20 protein-coding genes, 1 pseudogene and 1 riboswitch are annotated in these 18,529 nt (G+C 47.5%); of the genes and pseudogenes, 7 read left to right on the plus strand and 14 right to left on the minus strand.

Features of this window, described 5'->3' with window-relative positions; translation table 11 throughout:
* Positions 1 to 111: 111 nt before the first annotated feature.
* The 3 genes from HP568_RS09545 (at position 112) to HP568_RS09555 (ending at position 3,412) form a co-directional block, all read left to right on the plus strand.
* Complete coding sequence (locus HP568_RS09545; protein ID WP_048033827.1) at positions 112 to 1,407, plus strand: helix-turn-helix transcriptional regulator; 1,296 nt, start codon at positions 112 to 114, stop codon at positions 1,405 to 1,407.
* Positions 1,394 to 2,203, plus strand: a complete 810-nt coding sequence (locus HP568_RS09550; protein ID WP_048033828.1) for a WYL domain-containing protein — start codon at positions 1,394 to 1,396, stop codon at positions 2,201 to 2,203. The genes HP568_RS09545 and HP568_RS09550 overlap by 14 nt, the downstream gene beginning before the upstream one ends.
* A 102-nt stretch (positions 2,204 to 2,305) precedes the next feature.
* Complete coding sequence (locus tag HP568_RS09555; protein ID WP_048033829.1) at positions 2,306 to 3,412, plus strand: N-acetylmuramoyl-L-alanine amidase family protein; 1,107 nt, start codon at positions 2,306 to 2,308, stop codon at positions 3,410 to 3,412.
* Here the strand turns inward: HP568_RS09555 and HP568_RS09560 are convergent.
* The 7 genes from HP568_RS09560 to HP568_RS09590 form a co-directional block, all read right to left on the minus strand.
* The gene (locus HP568_RS09560; protein WP_048033830.1) at positions 3,397 to 3,873 is read right to left on the minus strand and encodes a hypothetical protein; all 477 of its coding nucleotides are present in this window, start codon (positions 3,871 to 3,873) and stop codon (positions 3,397 to 3,399) included. The two genes, HP568_RS09555 and HP568_RS09560, sit on opposite strands and share 16 nt — an antisense overlap.
* Positions 3,874 to 4,043: 170 nt before the next feature.
* Positions 4,044 to 4,700, minus strand: a complete 657-nt coding sequence (locus HP568_RS09565; protein WP_173628936.1) for a YitT family protein — start codon at positions 4,698 to 4,700, stop codon at positions 4,044 to 4,046.
* A 279-nt stretch (positions 4,701 to 4,979) separates the two neighbouring features.
* A complete protein-coding gene (gene cobU / locus HP568_RS09570; RefSeq protein ID WP_173628937.1) occupies positions 4,980 to 5,546 on the minus strand; it encodes a bifunctional adenosylcobinamide kinase/adenosylcobinamide-phosphate guanylyltransferase in 567 nt (188 codons plus the stop codon).
* A 24-nt stretch (positions 5,547 to 5,570) separates the two neighbouring features.
* Positions 5,571 to 6,347, minus strand: a complete 777-nt coding sequence (locus HP568_RS09575; RefSeq protein ID WP_173628938.1) for a heme ABC transporter ATP-binding protein — start codon at positions 6,345 to 6,347, stop codon at positions 5,571 to 5,573.
* 8 nt (positions 6,348 to 6,355) lie between these two features.
* Positions 6,356 to 7,393 (minus strand): FecCD family ABC transporter permease, encoded by a 1,038-nt coding sequence (locus tag HP568_RS09580; protein WP_048033834.1) that lies wholly within the window; start codon positions 7,391 to 7,393, stop codon positions 6,356 to 6,358.
* Between the two features lies 1 nt (position 7,394).
* Positions 7,395 to 8,390 carry an ABC transporter substrate-binding protein gene (locus HP568_RS09585; protein WP_173628939.1) on the minus strand — a complete coding sequence of 332 codons (996 nt, stop codon included), beginning with the start codon at positions 8,388 to 8,390 and terminating at the stop codon, positions 7,395 to 7,397.
* Between the two features lie 156 nt (positions 8,391 to 8,546).
* Positions 8,547 to 8,696: riboswitch (cobalamin riboswitch) on the minus strand.
* Positions 8,697 to 8,847: 151 nt separating this feature from the next.
* Positions 8,848 to 9,792, minus strand: a complete 945-nt coding sequence (locus HP568_RS09590) for an MBL fold metallo-hydrolase (protein WP_173628940.1) — start codon at positions 9,790 to 9,792, stop codon at positions 8,848 to 8,850.
* Between the two features lie 168 nt (positions 9,793 to 9,960).
* Here HP568_RS09590 and HP568_RS09595 point away from each other — a divergent pair, with 168 nt between their 5' ends.
* Complete coding sequence (locus tag HP568_RS09595) at positions 9,961 to 10,539, plus strand: pyridoxamine 5'-phosphate oxidase family protein (protein ID WP_173628941.1); 579 nt, start codon at positions 9,961 to 9,963, stop codon at positions 10,537 to 10,539.
* 49 nt (positions 10,540 to 10,588) lie between these two features.
* Here HP568_RS09595 and HP568_RS09600 read toward each other — a convergent pair whose 3' ends face one another.
* Positions 10,589 to 11,347, minus strand: coding sequence for a MerR family transcriptional regulator (locus tag HP568_RS09600; protein ID WP_048033837.1), 759 nt, complete (start codon positions 11,345 to 11,347; stop codon positions 10,589 to 10,591).
* 137 nt (positions 11,348 to 11,484) lie between these two features.
* On the opposite strand from HP568_RS09600, the gene HP568_RS09605 reads away from it, so the two are divergent.
* Positions 11,485 to 11,655, plus strand: a complete 171-nt coding sequence (locus HP568_RS09605; protein WP_173628942.1) for a hypothetical protein — start codon at positions 11,485 to 11,487, stop codon at positions 11,653 to 11,655.
* A 51-nt stretch (positions 11,656 to 11,706) separates the two neighbouring features.
* Here HP568_RS09605 and HP568_RS09610 read toward each other — a convergent pair whose 3' ends face one another.
* Positions 11,707 to 12,639 carry a manganese-dependent inorganic pyrophosphatase gene (locus HP568_RS09610; RefSeq protein WP_056485813.1) on the minus strand — a complete coding sequence of 311 codons (933 nt, stop codon included), beginning with the start codon at positions 12,637 to 12,639 and terminating at the stop codon, positions 11,707 to 11,709.
* A 143-nt stretch (positions 12,640 to 12,782) separates the two neighbouring features.
* Here HP568_RS09610 and HP568_RS29715 point away from each other — a divergent pair.
* Both HP568_RS29715 and HP568_RS29720 read left to right on the plus strand, forming a co-directional pair.
* Positions 12,783 to 12,956, plus strand: a pseudogene (locus HP568_RS29715) (metallophosphoesterase); the annotation flags it as partial.
* A 68-nt stretch (positions 12,957 to 13,024) separates the two neighbouring features.
* The gene (locus tag HP568_RS29720; RefSeq protein ID WP_309142214.1) at positions 13,025 to 13,441 is read left to right on the plus strand and encodes a metallophosphoesterase family protein; all 417 of its coding nucleotides are present in this window, start codon (positions 13,025 to 13,027) and stop codon (positions 13,439 to 13,441) included.
* A gap of 30 nt (positions 13,442 to 13,471) precedes the next feature.
* On the opposite strand, the gene HP568_RS09620 is transcribed toward HP568_RS29720, so the two are convergent.
* From HP568_RS09620 to HP568_RS09640, 5 genes are all read right to left on the minus strand, one after another.
* Entirely contained in the window at positions 13,472 to 14,068 is a 597-nt protein-coding gene (locus HP568_RS09620) for a PepSY domain-containing protein (protein ID WP_173628943.1), read from the minus strand.
* Between the two features lie 761 nt (positions 14,069 to 14,829).
* Positions 14,830 to 15,831: an ABC transporter substrate-binding protein gene (locus HP568_RS09625; RefSeq protein ID WP_173628944.1), complete on the minus strand. Its 1,002-nt coding sequence runs from the start codon at positions 15,829 to 15,831 to the stop codon at positions 14,830 to 14,832.
* Between the two features lie 43 nt (positions 15,832 to 15,874).
* Entirely contained in the window at positions 15,875 to 16,900 is a 1,026-nt protein-coding gene (locus HP568_RS09630) for a FecCD family ABC transporter permease (RefSeq protein WP_173628945.1), read from the minus strand.
* The gene (locus HP568_RS09635; RefSeq protein WP_173628946.1) at positions 16,900 to 17,937 is read right to left on the minus strand and encodes a FecCD family ABC transporter permease; all 1,038 of its coding nucleotides are present in this window, start codon (positions 17,935 to 17,937) and stop codon (positions 16,900 to 16,902) included. The genes HP568_RS09630 and HP568_RS09635 overlap by 1 nt, the downstream gene beginning before the upstream one ends.
* Positions 17,912 to 18,505 carry a nitroreductase family protein gene (locus tag HP568_RS09640; protein WP_048033843.1) on the minus strand — a complete coding sequence of 198 codons (594 nt, stop codon included), beginning with the start codon at positions 18,503 to 18,505 and terminating at the stop codon, positions 17,912 to 17,914. Before HP568_RS09640 ends, HP568_RS09635 begins: the two co-directional genes overlap by 26 nt.
* Positions 18,506 to 18,529: the final 24 nt, after the last annotated feature.

The following is an 18,529-nucleotide window of genomic DNA, read 5'->3' on the forward strand; positions in this document are numbered from 1 at the left end:
GAACATGGTAAAAGTATTACGAACCTCTTTTTATCATTGACTTCTCTTCAGCCTCTTCGTAATATGAGGACTAATTTGGAAATAAATGACGAATGAATAAGGATGAATGTAATGGCACGCGAAAGCTTTGACAAAGAGCTGCAATTGCTCCGTCTCCTGTTTTTGACCGCTGGTGCCTACAATCGGCAGCAGTTAGCCGAGCGGCTCGGAATCTCCGTTCATACCCTTGATAAAACGATAAAAAAGCTGAAGGACATCCAATCGACCTTTTATCAGCATGTCGGCGATGAGGAGAAAAAAGAGTATTACGCACAGCTTCGTTACAACTATTTTGAGGTGACGGACAATTTCTTGATGTTTTTGTACCATGCAAAATCATTGAAGGATTCGGAGGTAGAGCGACTGTCTCACATCTTGGAAAAGCTCAGACACCAGCCTCTCTCCATTAAAGATTTGCTGGATACGTTTGTGGATACAGAACCCGATGAAAAAACGATTCGCCAGGATATGAAATACCTGGAGGAAGTTGGCGTGATAAAAAATGTGAGTGAGGTCAGACCGTACGTTTATCAGTTCGACGGTGAGCTACTGGACTCGTTGACGGACGACGAGCTATTGGACCTGTATGATTTCACCGACTTCATGGCTAATACACAGCTACCGGCCGTCCCTGGTTATCTCTTGCAAGAAAAAGTGAAGCGTTATCTCAAATATCGCTTGAAGCTAACCGATGCATCTGCGTTTTTATACAAGTATCATTTCGTCTCACGTATTCTCGATGAATATCAAGCTTTGCTTCTCACAGAAGCCATTCGTCAGCGAAAAATCGTTGAATTTCACTACTACACGCCCAAACGCCGAAAGTTTTATGATTCCCAAAATACGAATCCGGCTTTCCAACGGGATACATCCGGGCGCCATCAAAAAGTGATTCCACTCCGGGTTATTTTTGATCATCAATACGGCAGATGGTACTTGCTGGCACAAGGATGTGGCAATGGTCCGCTCCGCAAATACCGTGTGGAGGGTATGACCAAGCTCGTAACAGGCAAATCCGTTACGCCGGAAATCTTCTCTTCCTTGCAAGCGAGTGCGGATGAGCGCATTACCCATAGTTGGCTGATTGATACCGGAAAACTCGTAACCGTACGCCTTCGCTTTTTCCAGCCTCGGGACACGCCTCATTCCTTTATCAAAGAGCGAGTGGAGGCACAGGGGCAATGGGGGATTGTGACAGAAGAATCACGGGAAAGCTTTGTGTACGAAATAAACGTGAACAGCACGATGGAAATTACACCGTGGATACGCAGCTTCGGTTCAAGCGTCGAAGTTCTTGAACCGCTGTTTCTTCGCAAACAATTCCAAAAAGAATGGGAGGAGCTGCTCGCCTACTATGAATCTGTTTGATAAGATACATAATTACCAGCTAGTGACACGTCTCGATGAAGCAGGTGTTTATCCGGTAACCTCACACGAAAAAGCTTGGCTGGCCCTGATGCTGGCAAATCCGTCTGCGGCAGAAATTTTCGAGCCCGCTACACTCGCTAAGCTCCACCGTTTGACACAAATACCAGAAAGTGAATCGACCGAACAAGAACGATTCGTGGAAAAGGCGCAAACGCAGGCCAAGCAGCTCTGGAGTCCGCTCGTGCGCCCCCTGCGGCGAATTATTCTCGGCAAAAATCACATAAAAATAACCGCAGCCACGAACAAAGGCCCGGTTTTTCGCAATCAACGAGGAGTTCCCTACAAGCTGGAATATTCACTTGCCAAGAAGGCCTGGTACCTGATCTGGCTGAACATGTCTTCCAATCGCCTGATCACGACTCCGCTACATCTCATTCGCTCCGTCGATGAGCTTTACATAGAAGATGTATGGTATGAAAGTTTTTTACCGACTATTTCGGAGCAGATCCAACAGCGCAAGCAGATGGCAAAAATTATGATCATCCGTCGTTACAACGCTGAGCTCCAGCGCATATTGTACGCCTTTTCCTGCTTTGACAAAGAGGTCGCTTTTGATTCAGAATCGCTGGTATATACGATCACCCTGCACTATCTATCCGACGAGCAGGAGTTTATTTTATCCCGCATTCGTTTTCTCGGCCTTCGTGTAAAAGTAGTAGAAAACGATCAACTCAAACAGCGCATGGCAGAGTCGGCAACGAACGCCTTGGCAAGATATACCGAAACTCCACTTTGATTGTCCCAAAAAATCAGGAAATCATACCCTATTCGATTTCCTGCATTTCCCTTATCATAGTTCAGGTGAGCTAGTAGCTAATCCAAGTCAGAGGTAGAAATGATGAAAACAACATGTAAAAAAGCGTCTCTCATATGTGGACTATGGTTTAGTCTGTCATGGCCGTTTATTACGGAGCCGGCGCAAGCAGCAAGTGTCATCCAGGCAAAAGTGGTCGCAACCTCTCTGAACGTTCGCAGTGAACCAGCCCCCAATGCATCTGTTGTCGCGACCGTGCCGTATGGAGTGGTCGTGACGATTACCGATGAAGCATACGGTTGGGCAAAAATTAGATACAATCAAAAGGTAGGCTGGGTTGCGGGGTATTACTTGCAAAAAGGAGCGGTATCGAGTACGGGTTCAGCAACTTCACCAGCCAATACAGCCACTGTCAAAAGCAAGCAAGGCACGGTTATGGCCGATTCGCTCCGAATGCGAAAAGGACCAAGCACGAGCCATGAGATTATCCTTTCGCTGCCCAGAGGAACCCGTGTAGATATTTTGAAAAAGCAAGGAGACTGGATCCAAGCGAGAACTTCCAATGGACAAACAGGCTGGGTGTCTGCGACGTATATTGGCGATGCCAAGGCCAACGCTCCGGTGTCCAAAAGCTCCAAAACGCCAGGCTTAAAAGGAAAAGTCATCGTGATTGACCCGGGACATGGTGGTTCTGATATCGGGACACAAGGAACGAAGTGGAATAGCATGGAAAAAACGTTGAATTATAAAACGTCCATGCTGCTCGCCAGCAAACTGCGCCAACGGGGTGCGCAAGTCTTCATGACGAGGACAAGTGACACACAAAAGCCTTCGCTAGCGCAGCGTGTCGCTTTTAGCGAATCAAAGAGGGCGGATGCCTTCCTTAGCATCCATTACAATTCTTCTGTGAAGCCAAATAGCGGTACCCTCACGTTTTATTATTCGCAAGACAAGGATGAGCCGTTAGCTCGAGCGATTGAGTCTCGCTTGGCAGGGGGCATCGGTTTAAGAAGCAACGGCATTTCTTTTGGCAATTATCACGTCCTCCGCGAAAACGATGATCCGTCCGTCTTAATTGAGCTTGGCTTTCTATCGAATCCAAAGGATGAAGGCATCGTCCGTACATCGTCCTATCAGGACAAAGCTGCACAGGCGATTACGGAAGCTCTAGCAGATTACTTCGGTCGATAATCGTACGGCTGGACGTTGTAGGAGAACAGCTTCCGCTCGAATTTCCCTTTGGCACCAATGATCTGATACCAGGTCTCTCCGATCAACAAGTCGGTTGCGAAATCTTTCTCCAGCAGATTGGTGATTGTCTCCATGACTGCTTTTTCATTGTCTTTTTGGATTTTCAACGACAAGGCCAGGACGAAATACGCCTGGTCTTCTTCCATTTCCAGCAAATGCAGACGGGCTGTACCACGGCGTTTGGCGTTGAAACCATCAATCACATTCGACAGACCCTTTTTTGCCTGCACTTTATACTTTGTCGCTTCCCTCCAAGAGGAAATAACCGCATCGTACAACGAAAACGTCAGGATGAAATGGCTGGCGTAATCCTTCGGCTCAAAAGGCTCCGGTCCCATTTGCTTCTCATCCGCTGGTATGACAACGAATGCTTTGTAGTTGCTAAAAAACGGATCGCTCATGGCAGGTCCTTTCCATCGATAGTATCTGTGTTGGTTAGTATCCACTAGGAAAGCAGGATATTATGTACAAAAACGGTCATAAACGTTCAAAAGGCCAAGTCGACATGAAAACCGACTTGGCCTTTTGCTTGCTTTTGTATAGGCATGTTTTTCAACTAAATATCTACACATTACCGGTGGGTCATCGAGACGCTTCCATGCCCGTGCTCCTCTTCCATGACATCCATTCCTGCACCATGATTGACGGTCCAGGTGATGACTTGGCTAGAAATGACAACGGCCAAAATGGTGTACATCATCTCTTTCATCGGTACGAACCAGAACGACATGCAAAGCACAATGACGTCCAGTAAAAGAAAGACCGTACCAATAGACAATCCCGTGTACTTACTGATCAACAGAGAGAAAATATCGTCTCCACCTGTCGCAGCTCCATAGCGCAGAACCAATCCGGTACCCAGCCCGGTCAATACACCGGACAGGACAGACGCCAGTGGCATCACTCTGCTCATATCCATGACAATCGGTGAAAATCGTTCAAACAAATCGTAAAACATGGTAAAAGCAAGTGATGCAAAGATCGTGTCCCAAATGAACTGGCGGCCTCTTACTAACCAGGCAACCAAAAACAATGGAATATCCAGTAAAAGCATCACCATCGCTGGCGACAAGTCAAAGGCGTATTTCGCCAATAACCCCAAGCCAACAAACCCACCTTCAGACAAATGGTTCTGAAAGTTAATGTGATAATACGCAAAAGCAAGTAAACAAGCTCCAAACAAAATCATACTGTAACGCTTAGATAACTGCAGCGCTCTCCTCATCATGGTTTCCTCGCATTTTTGTCGGTTTAGGCACAGACGACCAACCGACTACCGAGGAACATCGAAAGTATAAGTCGCTACTCATACAAAGGGCCTCGCTTTCGTAGTAGATTAGTCGTCTTCAGTGACGATCGACTACTACGAAGCTAGATGTAGGAGAGGTCAAAACGTTTCCAGATCGTCCTATGGGGACGCATGGTATCCTGATCCCTTCCATGGCTTTTCTTGTATTATATCATAAAAAAAGGTGAAAAGACGACTCGAAACCGTCTTTTCACCGCGTTAAAATCGGAAAGCTTGTCCTTTTAGCTCTACCGGAATCCCTGCTGTGACAAGAAAAACTTGATCGGCAACCGCTGCCACGCGTTGATTCATCAAGCCCGCCAAATCACGGAACATACGTCCCAACGGATGTTGCGGGACGAGTCCGTCGCCTACTTCGTTTGTCACCAGTAAGACCGTACCCGGGTAGTCTTTTAACTTGTTTACCAGCACATCAACCTGCTGGAGCACTTGCTCAAACGTCTGCTCCTCTCCAACATGCAGCAACCAATTAGACACCCAAAGAATCAAGCAATCAACCAGAATGACTGTCTTTTGTTCTTGTATGTCCACTTGCGCTGCGAGCTTCTCGAGCCACTCTGTCAATGCGTACGGCTCCTCGATCGTTTGCCAAGGAAAGTTGGACTGCAAGCGGCGGTCTCGGTGGTGCAAGATCCGCTCTTCCATTTCCTCATCAGTGCTTTGTGCGGTCGCGATGTAAACACCTGAGGAGCCCAAATGTGCCGCGTATTTTTCGGCAAACGTGCTTTTTCCGCTGCGTGCTCCACCTGTAATGAGTACAATCATGCTTCTGTCTCCTTACACAACCTCTTATACTTGCGATTGCAAAATAATTTGCGGCAAATGATGAACAGGATGTTCCATGACAATCGGTCTGGTTCCGTATACAGCCTCGATTCTGTCACTTTGCAAGATGTCTTTGGGTGCGCCGACGCTTATCTGCTTTCCTTTATGCAGCATCAAAATACGATCGCAGTATAAGGAAGCCAGATTCAGATCGTGCAGCACAGCAACGACTGTCACCTGCGTGGTCTTTTGCCATTTTCGCACAATGTCCATGAGTTGAATCTGGTACCCGATATCGAGGTAAGTCGTGGGTTCATCGAGCAACAGCACTTGGGGTCTTTGGATTAATGCCTTCCCCAAAGCTACGCGCTGCTTTTCCCCACCACTCAACTGATCCAGTGTGCGCTCTTCCAAATGTTCAAGACCGAGTATCTGTACGATTTCATTAATGAGCGATGCGACATCCTGCTTCTCTTCCCCCAGCCAATTTTGGTAAGGAAAGCGCCCCATCTCCAACACCTCTCGGACACGAAAGCCGACTGGCGGCAGACCCTCTTGCTCCAAAACAGCCAGTATTTTGGCAAGCTCTTTGCGTGGATAGGAATGAAGCTTTTTCTCTTGAAGCAATATGTCTCCTGCATCTGGCTTAATGACACCTGAAATGATTTTTAGCAGAGTGGATTTACCGCTTCCATTGGGCCCGATGATGCCAAAAAATTCTCCCTTGTCCACGCAAAAATCGATGCCGTGCAAAACTGGCGTATCCTGATACGATTTTTGCAAGTTACGCACATTGATCATCGCTTACGTTACCTCTTCCTAAAGCGTTTATTTTGCTTCAATAAATAGGCGAAAAACGGTGCTCCCAAAAATGCTGTCACGACGCCGAGCGGGATTTCCGTTGGACTCAACAGCATTCTGGCAAGCGTGTCGGCCCACAATACGTAAATACCACCGAAGATCGCAGCCATGGGCAGTAAAATACGATGGTCAGGACCAACCAGCAATCGGACGAGATGCGGTACCACCAGGCCAACGAATCCGATAATTCCCGCGATAGAAACTGCCGCTGCGGTCAGGAAAGTCGAGACGACCAGAACCACGAGCTTCGTTCGATCCACATGGACGCCGAGATGCGCTGCCTGCCGCTCCCCTAACGCAAATAGGTTCAAGGAACGCGCATAGCTCACAAGCACCATTCCACCTATGACCAAGTACGGAATCAAGACAGATGTAAAGGCCCAGCCGCGAAATGACAGGCTGCCCATAAGCCAGAACACGATCTCATTCACCGTCTGGTCAGATAGCGACACCATAAAGGAAACGAGCGAGCCGAGAAAAGCCTGCACCACGACACCAGACAAAATCAAGGTCTCGGTTTGCAGCTTTCCTTGCGTTTTCGCGAGTCCAAGTACGATCCATAAACTGAGCAGTCCTGTAAGAAAAGCGACGACAGGCGTGCTCCATGCACCCAAAAAGCTGATTTGCAAACCAAAAAGGATCAAGAAGGCTGCTCCGACAGCAGAACCGGATGCCACGCCCATCGTAAACGGATCAGCGAGCGGATTGCGCAAAACGCCCTGAAAGCCCGCTCCTGCAAGTGACAAGCAGGCCCCAATCAAGACAGCCAATACAACGCGTGGAAAACGAACCTTCATGACAATTTGCTCAGAAGACTCTGGCCACGTTACGCTGATCCACTCAGACAAGCCCGGGATTTGATGAAGCAGGATGAGCCATACTTGCGAAATGGGGAGTTGGGCCGCCCCCATCGAGATGCTGATAACTATTGATGCCAGAAGAACGAAACAGCTTACTCCTCCCCATATGAACAATCGTTTCTTCATTTTATTTCACCAGGTCAGGGTAAATCGTCTTGGCTACTTCGATCAACCCTTGTGTAATACGTGGACCAGGACGGGACAAAATATTTTGGTCCATGCCAAAGATTTGTTTTTCACGGATCGCCTTCATTTTATCCCAGCCATTGCGATTCGCGATCAGATCCTCCAGCTTGACGCCAGACTTTTCATCGGTAATTCCGCTCGCATACAAAATGACGTCCGGGTCGTTTTGCAAAATCTTTTCTTCACTGATCGGATTCCATCCTTCGGTGTCGGAAGCAATGTTTGTCGCTCCAGCCAGCGTGATGAGTTCGTCCATGAATTCGCCTTTTCCGACTGTCCAGCCCGGGGAAAATTCCAGGTATACCTTTTTCTTCTCTTCCGGTTTTACATTTTTCACTGCTTCTTGAACGTACGCGATGTCTTTCTTCATTTGCGCGACGACTTTTTCGGCTTGTTCCTGTGTATTCGTGATAACTCCCATCGTCAAAACATTGTTAAGGATATCATCCATCTTTGTCGGATGGCTAATATAGACTGGCATCCCGAGAGATTTGAGCTTGTCAGCCACTGGCTTCTCCATCGAAATTCCACCAACGATCATATCCGGCGTTTGAGCGAGAATTGCTTCTTCGTTTGGTTTGACGACCCCGCCAACTTTTGGCTTTGCCTTCGCCGCATCTGGATAATCATCATAGTCTGAGACAGCTACGATCCGATCTTCCAAGCCTAGTGCGAACAAAATCTCAGTCTCGGCAGGTGATGTTGAGACAATTCGCTCAGGAGCTTTTGCAAAGGTTACTTCTTTTCCTGCCGCATCCGTGACTGTCAATGGATACGTTGTTTGTTTTGCAGACTGCTCGGCCGCATTCTCTTGCGGTGCTGGCTGCGGTGCGCTTGTTTGTCCTCCTGGTGCTGGCTGGCTGTTATCGTTACCCGCACAACCTGCAAGGCTCGCCGCAACTAGCAGGGGGATCATGAATCGCAATGAACGTTTCATATGTAGAACTTCCTTTCTGCATGTCAAATCGACTGTTATTTCCAATAAAAAAGCGACCCTTGCTTCCATTCGGAAATCAAAAGGGTCGGCACCTTTGGGCAAACAGACAGGATGGTCTGCTTCCTGAAATAGGCCGATCCTTTCCGCGAAGGCAACAGGCACGAAAACAAACAGGCAGGTCTCCTGGCTTACGGCTGAGGAACGAGCCGATTTACAGTGGCGGGACCGCGTCGGATTTTCACCGACTTCCCTTTTCACCCGATCTTTTTGTTAGAAAGACGAGGCACCTATTTGCTGTTACGTTTGAAATTGTCACAGTTCATGACTCATCCTACATCATAGCATTCCTTGGATGAAAAAAGAATGACAAACACATAAGGCAGTACTTTCTTGCCTGCTAAAAATGAAAAATGCCTGAACAAAAGGTTCAGGCAAATGTAAAGCTTTTGGCAGGCTATTACCCTCGTTTGTGCAAATAATCCAGAATGCCCATGGAGCATACTTGCAAATCGAGCTTGAGTACCTCGAAAACTTCGTGGTCCTCATTAATGCCTTGTGACTGTAGATGATCCGAGACTCGTTCAACTAACTTACGAGACAGCTCGTCATAAGTTTGACCAGCAGCAAGCGTTGATTCTCCTTCCGCCACAAATATGGGGAGCCACTCACGAATTTGGCGGTACACGTCGTCTACCTGCTCTGACATCCCAAAATGACCAAAGTAAATCCGACTCAACTTGCTCGCTTCAAAACGGCTTAAAGACGCTAACATGGCATCCGGGTCAAACTGATTCGGCGAAGTAGATGGCAGCACGAGGTGAATACCATCCTTTTTAAGCTGTGGATAGAGTACACCTGCGGTATCACCTGTGAACATGCCGCGGCTTACGGGATCGTAGATGCTGAAGTGATGATTGGCGTGACCTGGGGAATCCAGAAACTCCAATGTGCAATTCCGTCCGATCTTGAGTGTATCTCCGTCCCCGCGAATCAAAATCCGCTCCTCGAAAACTGCCTCAATCGGATCAAACAATCGATCAAAATCATCATGATACACGGCTCTCGCGCCTGCGATCAGTCGGCTCGGATCTATGAGATGACGTGCACCTTTCGGGTGGACAACGACCTTTGCATTCGGACAATCCTTCAGAAACAGTCCTACTCCTCCTGCATGATCCAGGTGAATGTGCGTCACGATGATGTATTTTACTTGTTCCGGCGTATAACCGAGCTTGGCGAGACCAGCCTTGATGTATGGGACAGAGGGGCTTGGCCCTGTTTCTACCAATGTAAGCTCCTCTTCCGCGATCACATACGTCCCCGTACGTTCCGCCCAGCCCATATCGAAACCGTCTATTAAATGGATGCGTTCCCCTAAGTCGATTGGCTGTGATGATTGCATGTAAATACTCCTCCTTTTCAAAAAGTCTCGAGATGCCATTTTGTTGTAGGAATATTTACACTTTACCATCTATTTTGGACGCATTGGAGATAAACAACACAAAATCTTCATATTTTTATCGTATGATGAGGGCAGCAAAAACAATTCCATTATCTGGAGGGGTGCAAAATGGGTCAGCTTTTTTCTGAGTTACGACCTGAGCATGAGAAGTTTATCAAGAAGCAACGGATGTTCTTTGTTGCCTCTGCTCCTATGGACAAAGATGGTCACGTGAATCTTTCACCGAAAGGATACGATTCTTTTCGCATAATATCCCCTAATGAGGTCGCCTATTTAGACCTGACTGGAAGTGGAAACGAAACCAGTGCACATCTACAGGAAAATGGCAGGATTACGATCATGTTCTGTGCATTTGAAGGCCCCCCTCTCATCATGCGCCTATTCGGCAAAGGAACGGTTATTCTCCCAGATACACCTCGGTGGGATGAGCTCGTAAATGATTTCCCGCTTCTGCCTGGTGCTCGTCAAATCATTACCGTAAACATACAGGAAGTAAAGACTTCTTGCGGCTGGGCTATCCCCTTCTATTCCTATTCAAAAGAACGCGAAACCCTTCAGAAATGGACTTTGGCTAAAGACGAGCAGGAGCTGCTTGATTATCAAAAGGAATACAACATAGTAAGCATGGATGGATTGCCAACACCCTTGGGACAAAAGCTTTTTCCCGCAGCAGGTGGGGATAACTAAGCGTAAAACGCAAAGAAGCTGCCTTGCTCGCAGCTTCTTTTTTTGAACCTTACTTGCTGGTATAAATGGCCACTGCATCGCGGAGAAACTCGGCAACACCTGGCTGCTCCTTGTCATAGTAAGCGGTAAAGCGAGGGTCATCAACATACATCTGGGCCACCCCTGCGTGCGCTTCCTTACTGTAGCTGTCCCAATAAAAGCTCAGCCATTGACGGTGCAGATCAGCCGCTTTTTGCGACAATTCATGAGCAGGATCACCTGTCGAAAAAGCCTGCGCCAACGTTTCATGCAGCTCTGCGTTCAATTTCTCCAGCGCGGCATACTGTTCTTCTGTCATGCCTTTGACCTTCTGATTCGATTTTTCAATTTGGTCATTTCCGTATTTTGCTCGAATTTCTGCCCCGTACTTATCTTCATTCTCATCAATCATTTTTTGCTTGAAGCCTTCAAATTTTTGTTTGTCACTCATCGTTTTGGTCCCCTCTCTTTGTGCTAATGTCAAATCGACATTGGCGATTAACGCATCCAATTGCGCTCGCCTTTCCAGGAGCTTCTCGCGGTGCTCCCGCAGTGCCCGTTCAGCATCAAAGGTTGGTGAATCCAGGATCTCCTTGATCTCCTCCAAGCTCACACCCAGCTCGCGGTAAAAAAGGATTTGCTGCAATCGATCAACCTCTTGCTGTCCGTAAATGCGATACCCTGACGAATTGATTCTCGCCGGCTTGAGAAGATCAATTTCATCGTAGTATCGGAGCGTCCGGGTGCTGACACCCGCCAGGAGTCCTAGCTTTTGCACTGTATATTCCATGTTCATTCCTCCTGACAAATTGATCGTACACATTTACGGACCGTCAATGTCAAACACATTTTCACAAAAAAAATTGGCGTTACTTCATTTTCATAATTTGCTAAAATATAGAGAAAGCCATACAAGGAGGGACTGCGATGCTCTATATCATCGGCTTCATTGTAGCCTTACTCGGTGCCGGGTGGGGGTTAACAGGGTTGCTTAGTCTCAAAGCGAGAGACAAACATGCCATCACCCATTACAGTGACGATGCTTATAACCAGCAAACCTTGTTCCAGATGCACAACAACCCTACCCAAGGAATGTAAACATTGAAAAAGGCTGCCCGCAACATGCGCATGGGCAGCCTTTCATATTTTTTACAGGGCTTGGAATGTATCAGTCAATACTGGCACGATTTGCTTCTTACGGGAGACAACGCCCTTCAGAACAGCTTTGTTGTCCACCAATGTTACTTGGTACGCTTTTTCTACTGCTTGCGTTGCGCTGCCGAGAGCGATGGCAACAGAATCGTTATTCAAGATATCGGTTACAACGAACACGAACAAGTCCAAACCTTTTTCAGCGATGTTTGCATTCATAGCCGCTTCCAATTCGCCTTGGCGTGCAAGTACATCATTTACATCCACTGCATTTACTTGTGCGATTTCTACCTTCGCATTGCCCATTTGGAACTCTTTTGCATCCAATGTGAGCAGTTGTGCGATTGTTTTGTCGCTCAGGTCTGCCCCCGCTTTGAGCATGTCCAGACCGTATGCTTCCAGATTGACACCTGCGATTTCAGCCAGCTCATGAGCAGCAGCTACATCTTGCTCCGTGCAAGTTGGAGATTTCAACAGCAGCGTATCCGAAATGATAGCAGAAAGCATTAAGCCCGCCATCTCTTTTGGAATGTCTACGCCGTTTTCTTTGTACATTTTCTTCAAAATGGTAGTCGTGCAACCAACCGGCTCTGCACGGAAGTAGAGCGGATTGCTCGTCTCAAAGTTCGCAATACGGTGATGGTCGATCACTTCTACCACTTGCACTTGTTCAATGTCATTCGCGCTTTGTTGGCGCTCGTTGTGGTCTACAAGGATGACTTCATTTACTTCATTCGCCACTGTTTCTACGAGGCGCGGCTCTTTTACTTGGAAGTAATTCAGCACAAATGCTGTTTCGCTGCTGATTACACCCAGGCGTACAGGCTCTACATTCGCGCCCAGTTTTGTTTTCAAGTCAGCGTACACAAGTGCTGAACAAATGGAATCTGTGTCTGGATTTTTATGACCGAAGATTAATTTTTTTTCCATCATCCATACTCCTTAATCGTAATTTGGCGTCAAAATTATACCATAACTTAGAGGATATGCCCAAGATACATTATAGGTTCAAACTCGATCGTTGGAAATAAGGTTTTGAAGATCATACGGAAAAAAATGGGAGGCGAAGTGAAATGAGAGTGGTAGCTTTGTATGACGTTCACGGGAATGTACCTGCCCTACATGCAACATTGGCAGAACTCGAAGTTGTGAAGCCTGATCTTATTGTCATTGGAGGAGATATCATCTCAGGCCCGATGCCCGTCCAAACACTTGAAATGCTCTTCCAACTGGATACACCTGTGCAATTCATCCGTGGTAATGGCGATCGTGAAGTCGTCCTCACTTTTGACGGTGAGGCTCTGGCCTTAGAGATGTGCTATTCTGCCACGCCATTCCCACCAATGATGAAGATATTTTCACTCCCCTTACATCGGATGCAGTCGTTGCCACTTACTTTGAGGGGACACAGCAACGAACGGTCATCTGTGGCCATACACATGTCCAATTTGAACGTCATCTTGGCGATCTGCGTATTCTCAATGCTGGGAGTGTGGGCATGCCGTTTGCAGACAAACCAGGGGCATACTGGTTACTTCTTGATGGTGACCGCTATGAGCATCGCTTTACACCCTATGACAACGTAGAGGCTGCTGCAAAACAAATCGCTTCCACGAACTATCCGCAAGCTCAGCAATTTGCCGAAGAGAATGTCCGAAAAATACCTACTGCTCAAGAAGCGATGGAATTTTTAGAAGCCATCGCACAAAAAAACCGACCCTCTACTTCGTAAAGGGTCGGTTGAGAAAGATAGCGGAATCGATTAATCGTCCCAGTCTACATCCAGTACAGCGCCTGTCGTAGCGGAAATCTCCAGATCTACTTCCTGTCCTTTGGCCGTTTTCACTTCCACTTCATACACATAGTAGTTATCGTCTTCATCCAGCTTGATGGATTTGATGTTCCCGCTCACTTTAGCCAAAGCAATTTTTTTCGCTTGCTCTACACTAATTTTCACTTGTTGTTTGTTCCAGTGATCGTGGTTGTCGTCGTCATGATCATCGTCGTCATCGTGGTCAACTGTTTGCCACACATCCCCAGTCATTGCATCGACGTACACGTCAATCTCTTGATGCTTGTTTTTGATCTCTGCTTTGTATACGAGGAAACCGTCCTCTTCATCCAGCTTCCATTCGGTAATGATACCAGACTGTGTATCCCGAACTTTTTTCAGTGCTTTTTCAGGCGTGATGCGCACGAGCTTCGCCCAGTTGTGTTTCACATCATCGTCGATTTGCAGGTACGCGGTAGAAGTGTTCTTTTGCGGTACGCTGTAATATTGGTTGCTATGTGCAAAGGCTGTTACGCTGAGACTCCCTACAATCAGTGCTCCTACCATGGTCATGACTACTTTTTTCATATGATCTCGCTCCTTTTTTTCACTGGTTTTGTTTGATCTCCTTTATCATAAAAAGGACAGATGAAGGAAAAAAAAGAGAGAGATTAGAAATTGATGAGAAAATAGAGGAGACCTTTCACAGAATTCATGATTGCCGGTGAGCCTCAGCGATTAACGAAAAGAGCGAGTGCTTTCTACTGGCAAAAATGATCCATTCCGGCTGTAAATCGACGCAAATGCAACATCCGCGCTTTTGCGTGCTTCCCGCTTTTATCCGTATAATGAAAGCAATCGAGAGGACACTAGTCGACTCGATGACATACGAAAGAGAGCGTGAATGGCAGTGTAATACATATCGTTTCTAACTACTTTCTATTTTTTCTTACATGAGAAGGAGAAACGATTTTTCCGTGGAATCACCACTTTTGAAAAACATCTTTTTTTGAATCTATTTTCTCGTCACCATGCAAACGGTCGTCATGTCCGTTATGACTTTGGAAGTGAAAAACCCAGCACGGATCCAATTGGCAACACAAGCAACCCAAGCTATCTCTTATGTCTATACGGAATCCGGCAATCGAAAATAAACAAAAGCACTCTACTAATCTTGTAGAGTGCTTCTTATATGTTTACGATTAACCACTCTGGTGAAAAAGCAGGGACAGCAGGATACGAAAAATGGAAGTACGTCCTTACGATGCACAATGGGAAACATTGTTTAAAAACGAGGCGCTGTTGTTATGTAAAAGAGAAAGAATCTCTGAATGAGCAGTCGTAAATTTCTATTTTCCGAGATTGTTCTTGATGGCTTTCAATCCCGCGATTTCTCCCAGGAAGAACGTATCACCCGCGAGTGTATCCATCGTGTAAACATGGTTGTTTTTCACTGCTTTGATGTTTTTCCAGACAGGATGATCCTTCCAGATATGAATCAACCCTTCCGGCTCCTCTGCTTTTGCCGAACGGCGGTTCTCAGCAATAAAGATATGATCGGGAGCAAGCTCACTCAACGCCTCGATTCCGATACGTCCCCCGATCTTGCCATCCTCGGGCAATCCTGCTATCGGTGTTAGTCCCACTTCCTCATAGTAAATCGGGAAATTTTTGGGATGCATTACTGTAAAATCCTTACCATTGGAAACGAGGAATAGCACTGTTTCTCCTTTATGCTTGTCTGCTGCTACTTTTGCTTCGTTCTTCAGCTTATCAAAATCGGCCAAAACTTGCTTCGCCTTTTCTTCTTTCCCAATAACTTCAGCTATTTTCATGAGGCGGGTGGGTGCATCCACTGAGAAATCAATGACGATGGAATCAGCCATTTTGTTGAATTCCTCAAATCTGGAGCCTTTTCCGGTGCTTGTCATGACAATAACCTCTGGGTCCATCTCCAACAAAGTCTCCAAATTCGTTTTTCCACCCAGATCCTTCACCGTTTTACCCTCGGCATACTTCGCAAAAATTCGTGACTTACTTTTCGTCGACTCAAAACCTTCCGATACAATCGGAGCAAAATCTAGCACGAGGAAGTAATCTGTTCCCATGATATCGACAGAGGCGACACGCTCCGGCTTTTTCTCCAGTGTGACTTCTCCCATCGCATGCTTGATGGTTCGAGGAAAGACAGGCTCCCCTGTCCCTTTTGTATCGGGTTGTGATGCTCCTGCCTCAACCGTTTGCGTTTTATTGGTAGCGTTTGTATCTGTAGTCGCCTGCCCTGCTCCGCACCCCGCCACGACAGCTGTGGCTAAGATTACGGACAGAATGCCTGATAATTTCTTTTTCATATCGATTGAACTCCTTTTTCCATCTCCTGATTTCAAACGTGTCTTACCCTTTTGTCCGGATTAACAAATACAGAAAATAAGGCCCCCCAATGAGGGAAATGACAATACCCGCTGGTACTTCTGTAGCCGGCATGATGCTTCGCCCTAACGTATCCCCGGCCAATACGAGCAATGAACCGACGAGCGCTGTAATGGGCAGCATGTATTGATGCTGGGGTCCGACCAATCTGCGCGCGATATGCGGGCCAAGCAAGCCAATGAAGCCTATGCCTCCGCCTGTCGCTACACTCGACGCAGCCAATCCAACCGCACCCGCCATCAAGGCCAGTCGCTCCCGTTGAAGAGATACGCCCAGACTTGCTGCAATCTGTTCGTTCATACTGAGCAGGTTCAGTACATTTGCCTTCCGATACACGTACGGCAGCAGGACCACCATCCACGGCAAAAGTGCCAGTACGAACTTCCAATTGGAACCCCACAACGATCCCATTTGCCAAGTGACAACAAACTCGAGGTTTCGCGGATTCAACTGAAGTGTCAAAATAATGCTGATGGCGCTAAGTCCCGCCCCTACTGCAATCCCTGTAAGCAAGAGACGGGTAGGAGATATGCCGTGCCCCTTCTTGTATGCAAGCATATAGATGATGGTTGCTGTGGCAGTGGCACCGATGAGTGCGAGGAACGGCATCAAAAAGGGCGGAGCCATGTTCGTCGCTGGATAAAGAGAGACGAACAACAATACGGCCAGTCCAGCACCGGAACTGATTCCAAGAATGCCGGGGTCAGACAGACCATTGCGAGAGATTCCTTGCAGAATCGCTCCCGATACAGCAAGCCCAGCCCCAACCATGACCGCAATTACCATCCGAGGAAGCCGTAGCTCAAACAGCACGAGATTCTGCTTTTTCGAGCCCTCTCCTAGTAACGTCTGCAATACCTCGAAAGGTCCAATACTGTAAGGTCCCGTGTTCAAGCTCAGGACAAAACCGACAAGCAAAAGTACCTCGAAAAGAAGAATCAGTCGGACACTACGGCTTTTTCTTTTTTCGGAAAATAGATCGATGTCCACTACCACTCCCTCCTTTCCTTACGTGCCAGGTACAGGAAGAAAGGAACGCCGATGACGGCGATAATGGCGCCAAGCGGTGTCTCGTAGGGCATCGCTATCATTTTGGCTCCAATGTCCGCAAAAACAACCAAAAAGCCTCCCATGACTGCCGAGCAAGGAATAATCCAGCGGTAATCAACCCCGACCAGAAAACGGACGATATGTGGGACGACGAGACCGACAAACCCAACACCACCAACCGTGGAGACTGAAGCACCTGCCAGCACCATGACGACAACCGCCGCCACCCCCTTCACCAGCCTGGTCTTTTGTCCGAGTCCCGCTGCGATCTCTTCTCCCAGACTCAAAATGGTAATGGAGCGAGAAAGGATCATGGCCACAATGATTCCTCCCACAATCCAGGGCATCATGACCGACACTTGGAACCACTCCGCTGTAGAGATTCCCCCTGCTGACCAAAATGCCAGATCGTAGTTGATCTGAAAGAGGAGGGAGATCGCCTGACTAATCCCTGATAGGATTGAGCTGACGATCGCCCCCGCCAACGCGAGCCGTAAAGGTGTCAAACCGTTTTTGGAAAAATAGGCCAGTCCATAAACAAGCCCTACCCCCAGACCCGCCCCCATAAAAGAAAAGAGAATGATAGACTCAAAAGGGAGTCCTGGTGCAAAAGCAAAAACGAGTACGAGCACGAATCCAGCTCCTGCATTAATGCCCATCAAGCCCGTATCGGCAATCGGATTTTTCGTAACCCCTTGCATGATGGCTCCCGCTACGGCAAAAGCAGCTCCTACCAGCGCTCCTGCCAAGGCACGTGGCATTCGCAGTGTTTGAATAATGACATGATGCTCGTTGCTAGAATCATAGTGAAAAATCGAGTTCCAAACAGTGGCAAACGAGATATTAGCCACTCCCGTGATAATGGATGAACCTAGCCCGAAAAGGATGGCGCAAATCCCGGCAACAATCAACACCGTCGCCATCCACGGTCTTGTTCGAAGCGAAGCATTTTTAGTGATCGGCTGCGACTGTGACATTTCCCTTCTTATCCTCCAGAGCAACGTTCGAATGAATCACGGTCAGCTTGTCGTTTGCAGCCGTTCTCGCTCGAGCTTCCGGGATCATCTCCGGAAAGCCAAGCTGAAGCATTCCTACGAGTTTTTCCTCCGCACGTACCCCTACCGCTTGTAAAAATCCTGCTTGATACGTGAACGGTTCCGTTTTCCAAACGACGCCCAATCCCCGCTCCCACGCCGCTAGTTGAAAGTTTTGAATCAACGTGCAGGCTGCCGCATAGTCCTCTTCCCGTTCTCTTTGCCGAGAGTCTTCGTTGACGATAACCAAAAGATATGCCGGGACGCGTAAAAGCAATTCCGGATCTCTTTTTTTCATGGCGTTTTGAAGAATGGCATCGACGACAACCCGCTTCCCTTCTTCCATATAAAGGACGAATCGCCAAGGCTCGCGCAGTCCGTGGTTAGGTGCCCAGACAGCTACATCCAGCAACTCACGAATCAATTCCAGTGGAATCGGGTCCGGCTTGAATTTCTTAATGGTTCTGCGGTCACGGATCGCTTGTGCAATCGGATACAATGATGACTCCATCTCGTTCCCTCCAACAATAGTGAT

It is taken from the genome of Brevibacillus sp. MS2.2, assembly GCF_013284345.1.
Taxonomy (GTDB): Bacteria; Bacillota; Bacilli; order Brevibacillales; family Brevibacillaceae; genus Brevibacillus; species Brevibacillus brevis_C.